Origin of the sequence: Enterobacter cloacae complex sp. P2B, from assembly GCF_014895985.1 — a bacterium.
GTDB classification, from domain to species: domain Bacteria; phylum Pseudomonadota; class Gammaproteobacteria; order Enterobacterales; family Enterobacteriaceae; genus Enterobacter; species Enterobacter bugandensis.
Genome location: NZ_JADBQQ010000001.1, coordinates 16432 through 34412, shown reverse-complemented (window position 1 = coordinate 34412; position 17981 = coordinate 16432). Strand labels below are relative to the sequence as shown.

General features: G+C 59.3%; 17 protein-coding genes and 1 pseudogene. 3 read left to right on the top strand and 15 right to left on the bottom strand.

Going from position 1 to position 17981, the window contains the following annotated elements; genetic code table 11:
* Positions 1 to 21 precede the first annotated feature (21 nt).
* The 3 genes and pseudogenes from IM313_RS00170 to fdhF all read right to left on the bottom strand — a co-directional run bounded on the left by IM313_RS00170 (position 22) and on the right by fdhF (position 3438).
* The gene (locus tag IM313_RS00170; protein ID WP_192972039.1) at positions 22 to 696 is read right to left on the bottom strand and encodes a tetratricopeptide repeat protein; all 675 of its coding nucleotides are present in this window, start codon (positions 694 to 696) and stop codon (positions 22 to 24) included.
* Between the two features lie 124 nt (positions 697 to 820).
* Positions 821 to 970 (bottom strand): annotated as a pseudogene (locus IM313_RS00165) (Hok/Gef family protein); the annotation flags it as partial.
* A 320-nt stretch (positions 971 to 1290) separates the two neighbouring features.
* Positions 1291 to 3438: a formate dehydrogenase subunit alpha gene (fdhF, locus tag IM313_RS00160; RefSeq protein ID WP_082071016.1), complete on the bottom strand. Its 2148-nt coding sequence runs from the start codon at positions 3436 to 3438 to the stop codon at positions 1291 to 1293.
* A 257-nt stretch (positions 3439 to 3695) separates the two neighbouring features.
* Between fdhF and IM313_RS00155 the strand changes: the two genes are divergently transcribed.
* The gene (locus IM313_RS00155; protein ID WP_192972052.1) at positions 3696 to 4418 is read left to right on the top strand and encodes a response regulator; all 723 of its coding nucleotides are present in this window, start codon (positions 3696 to 3698) and stop codon (positions 4416 to 4418) included.
* Positions 4419 to 4421: 3 nt separating this feature from the next.
* On the opposite strand, the gene lpxO is transcribed toward IM313_RS00155, so the two are convergent.
* The 7 genes from lpxO to IM313_RS00120 all read right to left on the bottom strand — a co-directional run bounded on the left by lpxO (position 4422) and on the right by IM313_RS00120 (position 11569).
* Complete coding sequence (lpxO, locus tag IM313_RS00150) at positions 4422 to 5330, bottom strand: lipid A hydroxylase LpxO (protein ID WP_028015193.1); 909 nt, start codon at positions 5328 to 5330, stop codon at positions 4422 to 4424.
* A gap of 143 nt (positions 5331 to 5473) precedes the next feature.
* The gene (locus tag IM313_RS00145; RefSeq protein WP_192972037.1) at positions 5474 to 6478 is read right to left on the bottom strand and encodes a carbohydrate kinase family protein; all 1005 of its coding nucleotides are present in this window, start codon (positions 6476 to 6478) and stop codon (positions 5474 to 5476) included.
* Positions 6478 to 7338, bottom strand: coding sequence for a ketose 1,6-bisphosphate aldolase (locus tag IM313_RS00140; RefSeq protein ID WP_028015195.1), 861 nt, complete (start codon positions 7336 to 7338; stop codon positions 6478 to 6480). Before IM313_RS00140 ends, IM313_RS00145 begins: the two co-directional genes overlap by 1 nt.
* Before the next feature lie 10 nt (positions 7339 to 7348).
* A complete protein-coding gene (locus tag IM313_RS00135) occupies positions 7349 to 8035 on the bottom strand; it encodes a D-lyxose/D-mannose family sugar isomerase (protein ID WP_048999403.1) in 687 nt (228 codons plus the stop codon).
* Positions 8036 to 8084: 49 nt separating this feature from the next.
* A complete protein-coding gene (locus IM313_RS00130; protein WP_028015197.1) occupies positions 8085 to 9026 on the bottom strand; it encodes an ABC transporter substrate-binding protein in 942 nt (313 codons plus the stop codon).
* Positions 9027 to 9056: 30 nt separating this feature from the next.
* A complete protein-coding gene (locus IM313_RS00125; protein ID WP_028015198.1) occupies positions 9057 to 10052 on the bottom strand; it encodes a ribose ABC transporter permease in 996 nt (331 codons plus the stop codon).
* The gene (locus IM313_RS00120; RefSeq protein WP_028015199.1) at positions 10049 to 11569 is read right to left on the bottom strand and encodes a sugar ABC transporter ATP-binding protein; all 1521 of its coding nucleotides are present in this window, start codon (positions 11567 to 11569) and stop codon (positions 10049 to 10051) included. Before IM313_RS00120 ends, IM313_RS00125 begins: the two co-directional genes overlap by 4 nt.
* A gap of 125 nt (positions 11570 to 11694) precedes the next feature.
* Between IM313_RS00120 and IM313_RS00115 the strand changes: the two genes are divergently transcribed.
* Together IM313_RS00115 and yjdP are read left to right on the top strand one after the other, a co-directional pair.
* Positions 11695 to 13974 carry an ATP-binding protein gene (locus IM313_RS00115; RefSeq protein WP_048958902.1) on the top strand — a complete coding sequence of 760 codons (2280 nt, stop codon included), beginning with the start codon at positions 11695 to 11697 and terminating at the stop codon, positions 13972 to 13974.
* 69 nt (positions 13975 to 14043) lie between these two features.
* Positions 14044 to 14367 (top strand): DDRRRQL repeat protein YjdP, encoded by a 324-nt coding sequence (gene yjdP / locus IM313_RS00110; protein ID WP_028015201.1) that lies wholly within the window; start codon positions 14044 to 14046, stop codon positions 14365 to 14367.
* 52 nt (positions 14368 to 14419) lie between these two features.
* On the opposite strand, the gene phnP is transcribed toward yjdP, so the two are convergent.
* The 5 genes from phnP to phnL are packed head-to-tail and all read right to left on the bottom strand — an operon-like array spanning position 14420 to position 17976.
* Positions 14420 to 15178, bottom strand: a complete 759-nt coding sequence (gene phnP, locus IM313_RS00105; protein ID WP_028015202.1) for a phosphonate metabolism protein PhnP — start codon at positions 15176 to 15178, stop codon at positions 14420 to 14422.
* Between the two features lie 9 nt (positions 15179 to 15187).
* Positions 15188 to 15622: an aminoalkylphosphonate N-acetyltransferase gene (gene phnO, locus IM313_RS00100; protein WP_028015203.1), complete on the bottom strand. Its 435-nt coding sequence runs from the start codon at positions 15620 to 15622 to the stop codon at positions 15188 to 15190.
* Positions 15615 to 16166: a ribose 1,5-bisphosphokinase gene (gene phnN, locus IM313_RS00095; RefSeq protein ID WP_028015204.1), complete on the bottom strand. Its 552-nt coding sequence runs from the start codon at positions 16164 to 16166 to the stop codon at positions 15615 to 15617. Before phnN ends, phnO begins: the two co-directional genes overlap by 8 nt.
* Entirely contained in the window at positions 16163 to 17299 is a 1137-nt protein-coding gene (phnM, locus tag IM313_RS00090; RefSeq protein WP_192972036.1) for an alpha-D-ribose 1-methylphosphonate 5-triphosphate diphosphatase, read from the bottom strand. Before phnM ends, phnN begins: the two co-directional genes overlap by 4 nt.
* Positions 17296 to 17976 carry a phosphonate C-P lyase system protein PhnL gene (gene phnL, locus IM313_RS00085; RefSeq protein WP_192972035.1) on the bottom strand — a complete coding sequence of 227 codons (681 nt, stop codon included), beginning with the start codon at positions 17974 to 17976 and terminating at the stop codon, positions 17296 to 17298. Before phnL ends, phnM begins: the two co-directional genes overlap by 4 nt.
* Positions 17977 to 17981 lie beyond the last annotated feature (5 nt).

Below are 17981 nucleotides of genomic sequence, written 5' to 3'. Positions count from 1 at the left end.
GCGAAGCCGCCACCCGGCACGTTATTCTCCGCTCAACGCATCAAACTCCTCACACCCCGTATCAAACCCTTCGGTACAGCTCAGGTTCAACCAATAGAGCGCTTTCTGTTTATTGGGCGTAATAAAGCCTTTCTCACCCTGCTGGAACAGCATTCCTGCCCAGTATTCCGCATAGCCCGTACGTGACAGGGACGAGCTGCGCTTAAACCATGATGCCGCCTGTACGTCATCCTGCGGCACCTCTACACCGTTGGCATAAATCAGCCCCAGCAGCAGTTGCGCATCGACCGCCGAGTCGTTGTCGATATCTTCGGCCGCCGTTTGCAGGAGCTTGATGGCCTGAGGATAGTCGGTTTTACCCGCCTGCGTGTTCACCATAATACGCGCCAGCATAATCGTGCCGCGCTTGCTGCCGGCGATGGTGGCCTGCTGCGCCAGCGCTTTAGCCTGAGCGTAATCCCCCTGCGTAAAGAGGATCTGCGAGAGTAACCCCATGGCGTCGACATCACCGCCTTTCGCGGCTTTCTCGGCCCACAGCGCTGCCTGCTTTCTGTCACCGGAGCTGAAGTAGGTATCGGCGAGATAATACTGGGCGCGGGCATCGCCGGCTTCCGCCTGCTTCTGATACTGGCTGCCTATCTCATCCGCGCGGGCGAACGACGTAAAAAATAACATCAACAGAAAAATGGCTTTCATGGATTCTTATCATCTGGGTACACGCCGCGCAGTATAATCGCGGTAGCAAAAGAAAAAAATGGGTGCATTAAGACCTCAGCATCCTACAAGCCGGGCGAAACCGTGGTTTCGCCCGTAGAGGTAAGCCTGGCACGCAGGCTAATTTCGCCGCCACCTCCTGATGTTCACTCTTTATTGAAAACTCGCACAGTCTACCGCGAGTAATAAAGGTAAATATCACTATCGTCAGGCAGATAATAAAGACGATGCCTAACGCAGTTTTTAATGGCGTCATGCCTTTTACTCCTTGTCAAAAAAAGAATAAGAGGCTACTCTCAACCTGTTGGTAGTTGAGGGGCAGCCTCGAGTGAATGAAAATTTCCCGGGGCTTTCCACTTTCTGTCCCTCAACAATGCTCAAGACAGAAAGTCTTAAGCACCCGCCGCACATCTTATCCTTCTGAATTAAAATGCAAAGATGTAATTCTGTTCTGCGCGAATTACATTATTTTGCGAGCCGCTTTCCAGAATAATAATTTATATTTTTAATGTTTTAAGCGGAAATAAAAAGGGAGTGAATAACTCACTCCCTTTATTCAACGATTAATTAACGGCTTCAACCCATTGCGCTTTCACGCAGCCGTGCTTTCAGCTTGTTATATTCGTCGATCACATACTGTTCCGCCGCGTGCTGATCCGCTATCGGCTCCACGTTGACGGCGCAGTATTTATACTCCGGCGTTTTGGTTATCGGGCTGAGGTTCTCCGTCACCAGCTCGTTACAGGCACCAATCCACCACTGGTAGGTCATATAGACAGCCCCTTTGTTGGGACGGTCGCTGACCTGCGCGCGGGTAATGATGCGGCCTTTGCGCGAATTCACCCACACCAGCGCTTCATCCTCAATGCCGAGGCGCTCCGCATCGGCGGTGTTGATCTGCGCGTAGCCCGGTTCGTCCGCCAGCGCCGCCAGCGCGGCGCAGTTGCCGGTCATTGAACGACAGGAGTAGTGGCCTACTTCACGCACGGTAGAGAGCACCATCGGGTATTCGTCGGTGAGTTTATCGATCGGCGCAACCCAGTCGCAGGTGAAGAACTGCGCCAGCCCGTTCGGGGTGTCAAATTTCTCTTTAAAGAGATACGACGTCCCCTGGTCGGCCTCCGACTCGTCCCGGCACGGCCACTGGATGTAGCCCAGCTCACCCATTTTTTCATAGGTTGCCCCATAAAAGTCCGGGCACAGATGCCGCAGCTCGTCCCAGATCTCCTGGGTGTTGTTGTACTGCATCGGGTAGCCCATGCGGGTGGCGATTTCGCTGATGATCTGCCAGTCCGTTTTCAAATCCCACTTCGGCTCGACCGCCTTAAAGAAGCGCTGGAAGCCGCGGTCCGCCGCCGTGTAGACGCCTTCATGCTCGCCCCAGGAGGTCGACGGGAGAATCACATCCGCCGCCGCCGCGGTTTTGGTCATGAAGATATCCTGGACAATCACCAACTCCAGATCCTCAAAGCCTTTGCGCACCGCAGACAGCTCGGCGTCGGTCTGGAGCGGATCTTCACCCATGATGTAGGCCGCCCGCACTTCACCGTGCGCCGCGCGGTGCGGCAGCTCGCTGATGCGATAGCCGGTGTGTGCCGGCAGGCTCTCCACGCCCCAGGCCTTCGCGAACTTCTCGCGGTTTTCCGGGTACTTCACGTACTGGTAGCCCGGATACGTGTCCGGCAGCGCGCCCATGTCGCAGGCACCCTGGACGTTATTCTGGCCGCGAACCGGGTTAACGCCGACGTGCGCTTTGCCCAGATTCCCGGTCAGCATCGCGAGGCTGGTCAGGGAGCGCACGGTTTCCACGCCCTGGTAGAACTGGGTCACGCCCATGCCCCACAGGATGGCGGCGGTTTTCGCTCCGGCATACATCCGTGCCGCCTGGCGGATCTCCTGCGCGCTCACGCCGGTTATCGCCTCTACCGACTCCGGCGTGTAGCCTTCGACAATTTTCCGGTACTCTTCAAACCCTTCCGTACGCGTGGCGACAAACGCCTGATCGTACAGGTTTTCCTCGATAATGACGTGCCCCATCGCATTCAACAGCGCGATATTCGAGCCGTTTTTCAGCGCAATGTGCATATCCGCAATGCGCGCGGTTTCGATTTTGCGCGGATCGCAGACGATAATTTTCGCCCCGTTCTGTTTAGCGCGAATCACGTGGTTCGCGACGATAGGGTGAGAATCCGCCGGGTTATAACCGAAGATAAACACCAGATCGGTGTTATCTATCTCGTTGATAGCATTACTCATTGCGCCGTTACCGACCGACTGGTGCAGACCTGCAACCGATGGGCCGTGTCAGACGCGAGCGCAGCAGTCGACGTTATTGGTACCAATAACGGCGCGCGCGAATTTTTGCATCACGTAGTTGGTTTCATTCCCGGTCCCGCGTGAGGAGCCGGTGGTCTGAATGGCATCCGGGCCATACTTGGCCTTAATAGCACTCAGGCGCGTGGCGACGTAATCCAGCGCCTCGTTCCAGGAGACGGCTTCCAGCTTGCCGCCGCGCTCGCGGCGGATCATAGGGTTTTTCAGGCGCGGGGTGAGGATTTGTGTATCGTTAATAAAATCCCAGCCGTAATACCCCTTCAGGCACAGCGTGCCCTGGTTGGTTTTTCCCTGCGCGGCCTCCGCCCGGACGATTTTGCCGTTATCGACCACCAGGTGGATCTTGCAACCTGAGGCACAATAAGGGCAAACCGTGACGACTTTTTTCATCAGTCTGCTCCAGTTAATCAAATCTTTCGCACCGACTAATGCAGCTTCTATGCCATGTTTTTAGTGGGGTTACTCACCGGCTTTACGGTGCATTCCCGGCGAAATCCCTGACGAAAAGCCGACAATCGTCAAAATTGACGTGTCGAATGAGCGGCGGATGTGACATGGGTTGAATTTCCGTCACGGAAAAATTCATTTCACTGGAGCCGACGGCAGAATGGTTCAGACTTAACATAATCCCCTGACGGAAGCATATGATGAAACCGGCGATTCTGGTAGTTGATGACGATATGGCAGTGTGTGAACTGCTGCAGGATGTGCTGAGCGAGCACGTCTTTAGCGTGCTTGTCTGCCACAACGGCCAGGATGCGCTGCGGCAGGTCCAACAGGAGCCGGCTATCGCCCTTGTTCTGCTGGATATGATGCTGCCGGACATCAACGGCCTGCAGGTTTTGCTGCAGCTGCAAAAGCAGCGCCCGGCGCTACCGGTGATCATGTTAACCGGGCTGGGCAGTGAATCAGACGTGGTGGTGGGGCTGGAGATGGGGGCCGACGATTATATTGGCAAACCGTTCAACCCGCGCGTGGTGGTCGCCCGCGTGAAGGCGGTGCTGAGGCGTACGGGCGTGCTGGCGGCGGAAGCTCCCGCCGCGGGCATTGTGTTTAACGGATGGACGCTGGATACCTCCCGCTGCGAGCTGAGCGATCCGCAGCGTAATACCGTGCCCTTAACCCAGGGCGAGTACGGCCTGCTGCTGGCGCTCACGCAGAATGCCCGCCGGGTGCTGAGCCGCGATCGCCTGCTCGAGCTGACCCACAGCGAAAGCGCCGACGTGTTCGATCGCACGATTGACGTGCTGATCATGCGCCTGCGCCGGAAAATAGAGGCTAACCCGCATCAGCCTGCGCTTATCAAAACGATCCGCGGGCTGGGTTACGTGTTTGCCTCCGATGTGAGCCGACCCGAACAGGCGGCATAAGGCTTACGTTATCGCCGGAACAATGATGGCGGCAAAGATTGCAGCGATGCACAGATACTTGATGGCGTAATAGGCCTTACGGTTTCTTTTTTTCAGACGCTGTCCCCGCTCGCGGCCCGCATGAACGTATTTAAAAATGCGGTTAATGCCGCCGGTGCTGTCATTCTCGTCATTCGGTGAGCGGGCTGCAGACATCAGCGTGGTCCCCACCCAATGGTTAACCGCCTGCGCCCAGCGCCACTTCATCGGACGTTCAATATCGCAGAAGAGAATAATGCGCGTTTGATCCGATTTATTTTCTGCCCAGTGGACGTAGGTCTCATCAAAAATAACGGCTTCGCCATCCCGCCAGCTGTGGCGCTGCCTGTCGACTTCAATAAAGCAGCGATCGTCATTCGGTGTGAATAAGCCCAGATGGTAACGAACCGATCCCGCGTACGGATCCCGGTGCTTACCCAGCTTCGCACCCGCCGGCAGCTCGGCAAACATGGCCGCCTTCACCGAGGGGATTTCACTCACCAGCCGGGTCGTCACCGGGCATAAAGACTGCGCGGAGGGATGGGCATCGGCATACCATTTCAGGTAAAAACGTTTCCAGCCGCGTTTAAAAAAGGTGTTAAAGCCAGCGTCGTTATTATTTTCCGCCGCCTTAATATGATGCTGCAAACGCAGCGCCTCTTCGCGAATAACCAGCCAGTTTTCCGTCAGCTTATTTAATTCCGGGAAGCGCTCTGTTTCAAAGAAAGGCTGCCTGGCGGGCAGGGAAGAAAACGCCGTCATAAACATATTGATGGGGGCCATGAACGTCGAATGGTCGAAGAGCTGACGAGAAAGCGTCTGTTTTTCTTTGCCGCGTGAATGCGCATAAATAACGCTGATAATGAAAATACCGATGATGATTGCTGCGAACATTTTTCCCTTGTCCTCTTTCTATCTCATTTCGGAAAAGCGTGCGGACAGAGTGCTGCCCACGCCGAATATGCCAGATGGAGAGAGTGTAGTTCGGGAATATAAAATTCATAGAACTGTAATGAAAAATCGCAATTATTGTTAAACTAAGCGCTCTCGCGAATAAACGCCTGCAGCTCGGCCAGCGTTTTTGCGCCGTTAATCGCATTGGCGGCCAGCAGGCTTGCCCGCGCGCAGGCGTGCGCCAGATAAATACTTTCTGTCAGCGGCAGCGATTCATGGCAGCCGTATAAAAAGCCGGCGCAAAAGGCATCGCCCGCGCCAACGCTGCCGATAATCTCGTCCTGCTCCAGCATCCATGACGGGATCCAGCAACCCGCTTCACCGCGAGCTTCTCCCCATGCGCCTTCCGGACAGTGGATCACCACCCGCTGGCGTACCCCGGCCGCCAGCAGCTGCGCCGCGGCGTCGGCGATATGGACAATGTGCGGGGCGTCGTTTTCGTCACGCATTGTCAGCCCGCTAAACTCACCGGCCTCGAGCTCGTTAATCACCAGATAATCCAGATGGCGCAGGGCAGGGAGTACCAGTGGCTGATAGCGCGGGTCGCCCTTGCGGGACACCAGGTCAAGGGAGGTTTCATACCCCTGCTCGCGCATCTGCGCCAGCAGCCGCGCGCTGCGGGTGCCAAACTCGTCATCCGGCATATCCAGGCTGTCGAGCAGCAGCAGGTAGCCGAGATGGAAGATCTTCATCGATCCATCGAGACGATCGAAGGCGGGAAGATCCAGCAGACGGTTGGCGCCCGGCGAGTGGAAAAAGGTGCGCTGCCCGCTGGGATCGGTCATCACCTGCGACATGGAGGTTGGCGCAAAGGTGGTGCGCTGTACGCGCTGGCGGTTGACGTGGTACTGGTCGAGCATCGCCAGAATGTAATCCCCGTCGCCGTCTTCCCCGATCAGCCCCACCGCCTGCAGCGGCAGGCCGGCGTGCATTTTCGCCAGCGTCAGCAGCACGTTGAGCGGCGCGCCGCCGGTTGAGCGTTCGCTGTGGGTGATTTCCGCCAGCCAGCCGCGCTCCGGCCACTGCACGATCTGGTGAACGTGATCCACCAGCATATTGCCTGCGGCGATGATGCCTTTGCGTTCCATTATGCCTGCCCCGCGCTGCCGAAGATGCGCATCTGCTCGGCGACCGTATCGGTTATCGCCTCTTCTATCCCCAGCAGCAGTTCGGCAAACTCATCGTACAGCGGCTGGCGGTTCGCCATACGCTGCTCAACGGCGGCGAGCGCGGCCTGCGACATGCCGGTGTAGAAGTTGATTTTATGAATGCCCAGCTCGATGGCGCGGCGGAAGTCGGCATCGCTAATCCCGGAGCCGCCGTGCAGCACCAGCGGCAGCCCCGTCTGCTGACGAATGGCGTCCAGGCGCGGGAAATCGAGCTTCGGTTCGCCTTTGTATTTGCCGTGCGCGTTGCCGATGGCGACCGCCAGCGCGTCGATGCCGGTCTTATCGACAAACTCCCGCGCCAGCTGCGGGTCGGTAAAGAACGCTTCATCCGCATGTCCGTACAGCGCGCCGCCTTCATCCCCGCCGACCGCGCCCAGCTCCGCCTCCACCGAGACGCCCACCGCGTGGCACATCTTCACCACTTCCCGGGTCTGGCGAATGTTCTCCTCGTAGCTCAGCGTCGAGCCGTCGAACATCACCGAGCTAAACCCCAGGCGCAGGGCGCGCACGACGGCCTCGAAATGCAGACCGTGGTCGAGATTCAGCACCACGGGAATATCGTGACGGGCGGCTTCGAACTTGACCGCTTCGACCAGCGAATCCAGGGAAACATACTTAAAGTGCACTTCGGCGATGTTGATGATAAACGGCGAGCGTTCCTGCTTTGCGGCGGCAAACAGCGCGCGCAGGAAATGGGAGTCGAGCACGTTGAACGCGCCCAGCGCGTAGCGATGTTTCCTGGCGTGCTCAAGACCGTCGGCAAGAGAAATCAGTGGCATCATTCACTCCTTATCTCCGAAACAGGTTGTACTCGTTGCACAACACCAGCACCGCCGGTTCGTCTTCTTCGATGTTGTTATAGCGGGCAACGGGCTGCAAAAAGTGGTTGTCGTGCTCGTCGTCATTCACCGACGACACTTCGCCCACCAGCACGTCGCCAAAGCCGCGTTCGCCCCAGAAGCTGTGATACAGACCGGGCGTGAGACAGATGCTTTCCCCTGGTGTGAGGCGCAGCTGGCTGCCGGGAGCGTGGGTTTGCCGACAGCCGTCAATCGTGACGGTCACGTCGGTGTTTTCGGTCTCTTCATGCGCTCCCGCATTCCATAACTCAATAATCAGGTTCCCGCCGCCCCGGTTAATGATGTCCTCCCGCTTGCGCCAGTGAAAATGCATCGGCGTCACCTGGCCGTCGCGCACGTGCATGATTTTTTCGGCGTAGCATTTCTCATACGGCACGCCGTTGGGGGAGCCGTTGCGCAGGGTAAACAGCGTCAGACCCTGTGCGGAAAAGCTGTTGCCGCCGAAAGCGGTCACGTCCCAGCCGAGCTTGAGGTCAAACACTTCCTGCCACTCGGCCCGATCAAGCTGCTGCCATTTTGTGGGTGGAAAGCTGGCAAACGGCGGGAGATGCACGTCGTGCATGGAAAAGAACTGCCGCGTGTGGCCGAGGATTTCATTAATGTCGGAGCGTTTCATGGGGACTCCTTGAAAACAGTTCCCTCTCCCTGTGGGAGAGGGAAAAGGATCATTTAACCGTCCACCCCTTATACGTGCCGACGTTCTTTTTATCGATCATCGTCACCGGGATCAGCACAGGCTCTTTCGGCGCAGGTTTGCCCTGCAGAATGTCATAGCCGATCTCCACCGCCTTCGCCGCCATCACCTGCGGATCCTGCGCCGGGGTCGCCACAAACAGGGAGTTTTCGCGCTTCAGCGCCTCTTCACCGTCCGGGGAACCGTCCACGCCGACGATAAAGAACTCGTTGCGCTGGGCCTGTTTCGCCGCCAGATCGGCGCCGATCGCGGTCGGATCGTTAATCGCGAATACGCCGTCGATCTTCGGATTGGCCGCCAGCAGGGAGGTCATCACTTCCAGCCCGCCTTCACGACTGCCTTTGGCATTCTGGTTGTCCGAGAGCACCTTGATGTCCGGATGTTTTTTGAATTCCGTCTGGCAGCCTTCCACGCGGTTCTGCACCGCGGAGACCGGCGGTCCGTTGATGATCACCACGTTGCCTTTGCCTTTCAGACGGTCGGTAATGTACTTACAGGCCATTTCCCCCGCCTGGGTATTATCGGAGGTGATGGTCGCATCGGCCCCTTCCGCCGCCACGTCCACCGCCACGACCACGATCCCCGCTTCTTTGGCTCGCTTCACCGCCGGGCCGATCCCTTTGGAATCCGCAGCGTTGAGGATGATCATGTCCACCTTCGCGGCGATGAAGTTATCGATCTGCGACACCTGCTGGCCCAGATCGTACCCGCTGGAAACCAGCGTCACCTTGACGTTATCGCCAGCCAGCTTGCGCGCTTCCAGCTCGGCACCTTTGGTGATCTGCACGAAGAACGGGTTAGCCAGGTCGCCCACCGTCACGCCGATGGACTTCAGATCTTTTGCCTGCGCAAACGGCGTTGCGGCCAGCAGCGCGCCAGCACAGAGCGCGGTCACTAAGGGTTTCAAACGCATCTTGTCTTCCTCGCTTGTAGGGTATTGTTGTTATGCACTTTGATGATGTCGGGTACGGTATTTGTCGATCAGCACCGCTATGATGATCACCGCCCCTTTGATCACCAGCTGCCAGAAGTAGGAGACGCCCATCAGCGTCATGCCGTTGTTGAGGGTGGCGATGATCAGCGCCCCCACCAGCGTGCCGGTGATCGTGCCGATCCCGCCGACGAAGCTGGTGCCGCCGAGGATCACCGCCGCAATCGCATCCAACTCGTAACCCGTGCCGAGGTTGCCGTTGGCGCTGTAGAGGCGCGAGGCGCTCATCACCCCGCCGAGGCCGGAGAGCAGGCCGCTCATGCCGTAGACAAACAGCAGCACCAGCCAGACCTTGATGCCGGTTAAGCGCGCCGCCTGCATGTTGCCGCCGACCGCGTAGATATGAACGCCGAGCGTGGTGCGGCGCAGGATGAACCAGCAGATAGCGATGACCGCCAGGGCAATGACGACGAGCCACGGAATCGGGCCGAGATAGTTATTGCCGATCCACTCGAAGCTGATGCTGGAGTTAATCACCGTGGTACCGTCCGCCAGCAGATACGCCGCGCCGCGCAGCGCCGTATAGGTGCCGAGCGTGACGATAAACGGCGGCAGCCCGGCGAAGGCCACCAGCGCGCCGTTGAACAGCCCCAGCACCATGCCGAGCATCAGCGCCGCCGGAATGGAGAGCATCGCGAATTCAGGAATAAGCGAGACCACCATCGCCGCCACCGCCGTGGTGCCGAGAATCGAGCCCACGGAGAGGTCAATCCCGCCGGTCAGGATGATGAAGGTCATCCCCGCCGCCAGCACGATGTTGATCGACGCCTGACGGGTAATGTTGAGCAGGTTACTTTCGGTAAAGAAGTTCGGGGCGATAAAGCCAAACACCGCCACAATCAGGATTAAAATCGGCAAAATGCCGACCGTTTGCATCAGATCGCTCATCAGCATTTTTTTGGCGGAGGCGGATTTCGCCACCTGCTGCGGATGGGTTGGAGTTGTCATGATTGCACCGCCTGATGATGTGTGTCGTTCACGCCGGTTGCCAGCGTCATAATATTTTCCTGAGAGATGTCGCGCCCGTGCAGTTCACCCGCAATGCTGCCTTCCCGCATTACGTACACCCGGTCGCTCATGCCTACCACTTCCGGCAGCTCGCTGGAGATCATCAAAATCGCCACGCCCTTGCGCGCCATCTGGTTCATGATGCGGTAGATCTCGCTTTTGGCACCGACGTCCACACCGCGCGTGGGTTCGTCGAGAATCAGAATGCGCGGGCCAATCGCCACCCAGCGCGAGATCAGCAGCTTTTGCTGGTTGCCGCCGGAAAGCCCGCCCGCGCGCACCTGAGAATGGGGCACGCGGATGTTAAGCAGGGCGATAGCGTCATCGGAAATGGACTGGGCTTTTTTGCGGTTAAGCATGCCGAAGGTGGCGTCGCGCTCCAGCGTCGCCATGGTGATGTTCTCCTGCGCCGCCAGCTCCAGAAACAGCCCCTGCTCCTTGCGGTTCTCGGTGAGAAAACCAATCCCGTTTTCAATGGCCGCGCGCGGGGAGTGGATCACCACCGGCTCGCCGTCCACCTCAATCATCCCGCCGGTGGCCTTGCGCACGCCGAAAATCAACTGCGCCAGCTCGGAGCGTCCGGCCCCGACCAGCCCCGCCAGCCCGACGATTTCACCGGAGCGCACCTGCAGGCTGCACGGCTGCACTTTTTTACCGTCGGTGAGGTGGTGCACGTTGAGACGCGGGCTGCCGAGAGGGATATCGCGCTCTTTGTTGAACAGATCGCTGAGCGGGCGGCCCACCATCATCTTCACCAGTTCAGACGCGTTCAGCTTGTCGCGCGTCAGGCTGCCGACGTACTGCCCGTCGCGCAGAACGCTCACGCGGTCAGAGAGTTCATAGACCTCCGCCATGCGGTGGCTGATATAGATAATCGCCATGCCTTCATCACGCAGGCGCAAAATCAGTTCAAACAGGCGGTGGGTTTCGCGGGAGGAGAGGGCGGCGGTGGGTTCGTCCATCACCAGGATGCGGCTGTTGCGGTGCAGCGCGCGGGCGATTTCCACCTGCTGCTGCTCAGCGATGGTCAGCTTCATCACCAGGTCGGTGGCGCTGAACTGCGCGCCGAGACGGTCAATCACCGCCTGCGCCTGGGCGGCCATCTCCTTGCGCTGCACCAGCCCGCCGCGCGACAACTCGCTGCCGAGGAAGATATTTTCCGCGACGGTCAGATTGGGGGCGAGCTGCATCTCCTGGTAAATCAGGGTAATGCCTGCGGCCAGCGCGTCCTTCGGCCCTTTGATGTGAAACGGCTGGCCGTCGATCAGGATCTCGCCGCCGGTGGCGGTATAGGCCCCCGCGAGGATCTTCATCAGCGTGCTTTTTCCCGCGCCGTTTTCCCCCATCAGCGCGTGGATCTCACCGGGGAAGACCGTCAAATCTACGCCCTTGAGCGCGTGGAAATTGCCAAAGGTTTTGGCAATGTGGCGCATCTCTAAAACCGGGGTTCTGCTCATGGCGGATCTCCTGTGAATGTCGATATCTGCACTTCATCACAGGTGCGTAAATGCAAAATGTCAGAAGCTGTTCATATTTGTCATAGTTATGAATAGCAAATGTGGATCACAGTTACGGAGTCAACATGTCTTCACGCCCCCCGTTCTTCTCCAGCGCCCGCGGTCGCCTGCTGATATTTAACCTGCTGGTGGTCGCCGTCACGCTGATGGTGAGCGGCGTGGCGGTGCTCGGCTTTCGTCATGCCAGCCAGATCCAGGAGCAGGTCCAACAGCAAACGCTGGACGACATGACCGGGAGCATGAACCTCGCGCGCGACACGGCCAACGTGGCAACGGCGGCGGTGCGGCTTTCGCAGGTAGTGGGGGCGCTGGAGTACAAAGGCGAGGCCGAGCGGCTGAAGCAGATGCAAACGGCGCTGCGCCGCTCGCTGGAACAGCTGGCGGATGCCCCGCTGGCGCAGCAGGAGCCGGCGCTGGTGGCGCGGATTATTCGCAGAAGCAATGAATTACAGCAAAGCGTAACGGGGATGCTGGAGCGTGGGCAAAAGCGGCATCTTGAGCGTAACGCGCTGCTGAGCTCGCTCTATCAAAGCCAGAGCTATTTACGCCATCTTCAGGACATCAACCGCCGCTTCGGCAGCAACGTGCCGGACGCGCGGCAGCTGATGGAGATGGATCGGCTGATCGCGGCCGCGATTGATACACCTTCGCCGCGTGCTACCGTTCAGCAGCTGGACGCCGTGACCGCCACGCTGCCCCGAAGCGCCATACAGCCGGTCGTGGAGGGCGTTCTGCCCGATTTTAACGCCGAGCTGCGCAAGCTTGCCCCGCTGTCGAAGCAGCTGGAGGAGAGCGATCTGTCCATCAGCTGGTATATGTTCCACATTAAGGCCCTGGTGGCGATCCTTAATAGCGATATTAATCAGTACGTTGAGCAGGTGGCGCAGGCTTCCCGGCTTCGCACGGCCCAGAGCCATCACGAGTTGCAATCCATCAGCGTGTTTATCAGCATCTTCGCCGTGCTGGCGCTGATCATCACCGGCTGCGCCTGCTGGTATATCTACCGCAATCTGGGCTCCAACCTGACGGCCATCTCCCGGGCGATGTCGCGACTTGCCCACGGTGAACAGGATGTTTCTGTTCCTGCGCTGCAGCGGCGCGACGAGCTGGGCGAGCTGGCGCGCGCGTTTAACGTTTTTGCCCGCAACACCGCCTCGCTTGAGCACACCACGCGTTTGCTGAAAGAGAAAACCACGCAGATGGAGATCGACCGCATCGAGCGTCAGGGGCTGGAAGAGGCGCTGCTGCACAGCCAGAAGATGAAGGCCGTCGGACAGCTGACCGGCGGGCTGGCGCATGATTTTAACAACCTGCTGGCGGTAATTATCGGCAGCCTTGAGCTGACAGACCCCGAATCAAACGACGCGCCGCGCATTACCCGTGCGCTGAAGGCTGCCGAACGCGGCGCGCTGCTGACCCAGCGGCTGCTGGCGTTTTCCCGCAAACAGTCCCTGACGCCGCATGCAGTAGAGATGCTGCCCCTGCTGGAAAACCTTCGGGAACTGATGCGCCACTCGCTGCCCGCCACGCTTACCCTGGAGATTGAAGCGCAAACCCCGGCATGGCCCGCGTGGATTGACGTCAGCCAGCTGGAAAACGCCATTATCAACCTGGTGATGAACGCCCGGGATGCGATGGAAGGCCAGAGCGGGGCGATCAAAATTCGCACCTGGAACCAGCGCGTGACCCGCAGCGACGGACGCAGGCAGGATATGGTAGCGCTGGAGGTCATCGATCGCGGCAGCGGGATGTCGCAGGAGGTGAAATCCCGGGTTTTTGAACCGTTCTTCACCACCAAGCAGACCGGAAGCGGAAGCGGGCTGGGCCTGTCGATGGTGTACGGTTTTGTGCGTCAGTCCGGGGGGCGGGTAGAGATCGAAAGCGCGCCGGGACAAGGAACGACCGTGCGGCTCCACCTCCCGCGCTCGACGCTGCCCGCCGTCTCGGAGGATGAAGCGCTGGCTGCCACAACGTCCGTGGATCACGAGCGGCTTGTACTGGTGCTGGAAGATGAGGCGGACGTTCGCCAGACCCTGTGCGAACAGCTGCATCAGCTTGGCTACCTGACGCTCGAAGCGGACAGCGGCGAACAGGCCCTGAACATGCTGGCGGCGTCGCCGGATATTGGTATGTTTATCAGCGATCTGATGTTGCCCGGAAGCCTGAGCGGGGCCGAGGTGATTAACCATGTGCGCAGCCATTATCCGCAGCTTCCGGTGCTGCTGATCAGCGGGCAGGATTTGCGCCCGGCGCATAACCCGCAACTGCCGGACGTTCCGTTACTGCGTAAGCCGTTTACCCGCCAGCAGCTGGCGCAGGCGCTGCGGAAGGTGATGGTAATTTGAGATTCCTCCGCTACCCCGGTTCCCAGCCGTTCATTACCGTAAAGCCAGTCAACCTGCGAGACTGGCCTTATGAAACGTTACTCTACCGTCCTGTTATTTGGTCTGCTGACTTTAACCAGCCAACTGGCGCATGCCGATGTGATTGATGACGCCATTGGCAACATTCAGCAGGCGATCAACGATGCCTACAACCCCAGCAGCAGCCGTAATGACGATGACGACGATCGTTACGACCGCAGCCGTCAAATCGACAGCCGACAGTACGACGATCGTCGTCGGCAGCTCGAAGACAGACGCCGCCGCTTAGACGAGCGTCAGCGCCAGCTGGACGACGACAGGCGTCGGTTAGAAGAGGACGAGCGCAGGTTGGAAGACGATTACGATCGCGGCTAAGTGCGGCCTGTTGCCCTCACCCCAACCCTCTCCCACGGGAGAGGGAGAAAACCTAATCCAGCACAAGTACCATCCCGTCATATCCCGCTTCAATGCCGTCCGGCAGCGGGTTATCCATCATCCATGCGTCAAACTGATGGCTAATGTGCGTCAGGATCACCTGCGGACAGCCAATCACCTCGTTCAGGGAAATCACCGTATTTAAATCACTGTGGTTGCGCGGCGTCTCCGGACGCGGTTCATGGCTGCAGTCGATGATTATCGCCTGTGGCTGATTGTTGAGCAGAAACGTCACCGTTTTATCCGGCAGTCCGGCGGTATCAGAAAGCCACGCCACGCGGCTATGGGCCGATTCCAGCAGATACCCGAAGGTCAGTTTTGAATGGTTGAGCGGCAGCGGCGTGACCCGCAGCCCCTGCAGCTCAAACATCACGAACGGCTCGACCGTGTGGCTGAAATCCAGAATGCCGGGGTGTTTAAACAGGTCGTCACAGCCTGCGTCATCCGGCGGGCCGTAGACCGGGATGGTTGCGCCCACGCCCCAGCGCAGGGGGAATAGCCCCTGGACGTGATCCATATGATAGTGCGTGAGCAAAAACTGCTGGAAGCTCCCCGCCGGCCAGTCGTCCATCAGGTGCGGAATGCCCGCATCCAGCAGGGTGACTGCATCGTTGAATTTGACCACCGCGCTACAGGGGCGACGGCGATAGTTGTCCTGCAAACGCGCCCTGCGACACGCCGCGCAGTCGCAGCCAAAGACCGGCACCAGCTGTGCGCTTCCGGTTCCCGTTAACGTGATGGTCAGACTCATAACGCACCTCTACAGCGGTTTGGTGAATCGAAAATGGCTCTGCGTATATCCCTCACGAACGTAAAAACGGTGTGCGTCCGTGCGCTTCACGCTGGTGGAGAGCTCGGTCAGTTCAGCGCCGGCCTGCCTCGCAACGTCTTCTGCCCATGCCAGCAACTGGCTGCCAATCTTTAACCCGCGCGCCTGCGGCATCACCACCAGCTCCTGGATCTCGCCGATCCAGCGGGCATGGTGCAGGTGAAACTGCATGTGCAGGCCGATCATGCCGACGACATGTCCGTCCAGCTCGGCAAGCTGGTAGCGCATGTTGTGATCCTGAAGGTTGGCCAGAAATCCGGCGTGAAACGCCTGGTGATCGAACTCTGCCTGCTTCAGTTCACAGATCAGGGCGTAAACAATTTGCGCGTCGTCGGCGGTGGCGGGGCGAAGCTGGCAGTCAGGCATGCTGTCTCTCCTTCTGGCGAATAAGCGATAAAAAGGTCTCGACTGACTGTAGCAAACTTCCGTCGTTATTGAGGACGTGACAGCCCGACGGGGTGTAGCGCGCCGCACGTTCCAGCCGCTGGTCGATCTCACGCGCATTTTCGCGCCCCCGGCTTTGCAGGCGGCTACGCAGAATATCCGGAGAAACCTGCAAACAGACCGGCAGCAGCGCCGCTTCGTACCGGGCTTTTGCCTGCGGCAGATGCGCGCGCGAGCCGTTAACCAGCACGTCGAAGCCCGCGTGCAGCCAGAGGTCGATCTCGATGCCGACGCCGTAATAAAAGCCGTTCGCGTGCCAGCTCAGCGCCAGCAGATTTTGCCCGGCGCGGGTAAAAAACTCCTGCTCGCTCAGGGCGATATGGTTTTCACTGCCAGCGTTCGCCGCGCGGGTAATGTAGCGGTGCGCCACCAGCAGCTGTGAATGTTCCCGCTGCCGTAACGCCGACAGCAGGCTGTCTTTTCCCGAGCCGGACGGGCCCATTAACCAGATGAGTCTTCCCATCAGAACACCCTTTTTCCCTGACGCCAGACGTGGTCGATATGAACGTGCTCGCCCTTGCGGTGCGCCAGCACCAGGTCTGCCCGTTTGCCTTCGGCAATCTCACCGCGGTCGTGAAGGTTGAGCGCGCTGGCCGGGTTTTTCGTCACCAGTCGAATCGCCTGCGGCAGCGTAAAGCGGTTGTCCTCGTCGTCCGCGACGCGGAAGGCCGCGTCCAGCAGGCTGGCGGGGTAGTAGTCAGACGAGAGGATATCCAGCAGGCCGAGGGAAGCGAGTTTGCTTGCCGCCACGTTGCCGGAGTGCGATCCGCCGCGCACGATGTTCGGCGCGCCCATCAGCACGTTCATGCCGTGTTTGCGCGATGCCTCTGCCGCCTCGAACGTGGTGGGAAATTCGGCGATCACGCTGCCAAGCTGGTGGGATTCGCGCACGTGATCGTGCGTGGCGTCGTCATGGCTGGCCAGCGCGATATTCCGGTCCCGACACATCGCGGCAATGGAGAGACGGTTCGGCTGCGACCATTGTGCCGCAAGCGCCAGCTGCTCTTCTTCGTAGCGCGCCATCTCCGCGTCGTTGAGCGAGTATTTGCCCTGATAGTATTCACGGTACTTTTCAATGTTGGCGAACTGGCGCTGCCCCGGGGAGTGATCCATCAGGGAGACCAGCGAGACCGGCTCGCGCCCGATCAGCTTTTCAAACAGCGGCAGGGTGGTGTGATGCGGCAGCTCGCAGCGCAGGTGCAGGCGGTGCTCGGCGCGGTTGAGGCCGCGCTTTTGCGTCTCCTCCACGGCGTTGATCATCTTTTCCAGATTTTCCAGACGATCGCCGCCGTCGCGCACGTCGCCGATCGCCACCGCGTCCAGCACCGTGGTGATGCCGCTGGCGACCATCAGCGCGTCGTGGCTGCTCATTGCCGAATGGGCGGGCCAGTCCACCTTCGGGCGTGGGGTGAAGAATTTATCCAGATTATCGGTATGCAGCTCAATCAGCCCCGGCAGCAGCCAGCCGCCGTCGCCGTCCATCGCTTCAGGAGAACGGCTTTGGGTTTCGGCAAAGGCGCGGATGACGCCGTCCTGGATTTCAACCGAACCCTTCACGACCTCATTTTCCAGCACCAGCCTGACATTATTGATAATCATGCGTTTGTCCCCATCGGGTGCAGCCTGTCCGCCACGCGGGTGCGGACGGCGTCGTCGTGGAAGATCCCGACGATCGCCGCGCCGCGCGCTTTGGCCTGTTCGATCAGATCCATCACCGCCGCGCTGTTTTTAGCGTCGAGCGAGGCGGTGGGTTCATCCAGCAGTAAAATCGGATAGTCGACGATAAACCCGCGCGCGATATTCACGCGCTGCTGCTCGCCGCCGGAAAAGGTCGACGGGGCGAGGTGCCACAGGCGCTCCGGCACGTTGAGGCGCGTCAGCAGGCTGGCGGCCCTGGCGGCGCAGGTTTCGCGCGGCACGCCGAGATCCAGCAGAGGCTGCATCACCACGTCCAGGGCGGAGATCCGCGGGATCACCCGCAGGAACTGGCTGACCCAGCCGATCGTTGAGCGGCGCACTTCCAGCACCTTGCGCGCCGGGGCCTGAACCAGATCTACCCACTCTTCGTTATGGCGAATATGGATGTGGCCTTCGTCCGGTAAATAGTTGGCGTACAGGGAGCGCAGCAGGGTCGATTTACCGCTGCCGGAGTGGCCGTGCAGCACCACGCATTCACCCTGACTCACCTCTAACGAGGCGTTTTGCAGCACCGGCAGGCGCACGCCATTTTGCTGGTGGAGCACAAAGGTCTTACTGACATTTTCAACGTGGATCATGTTGG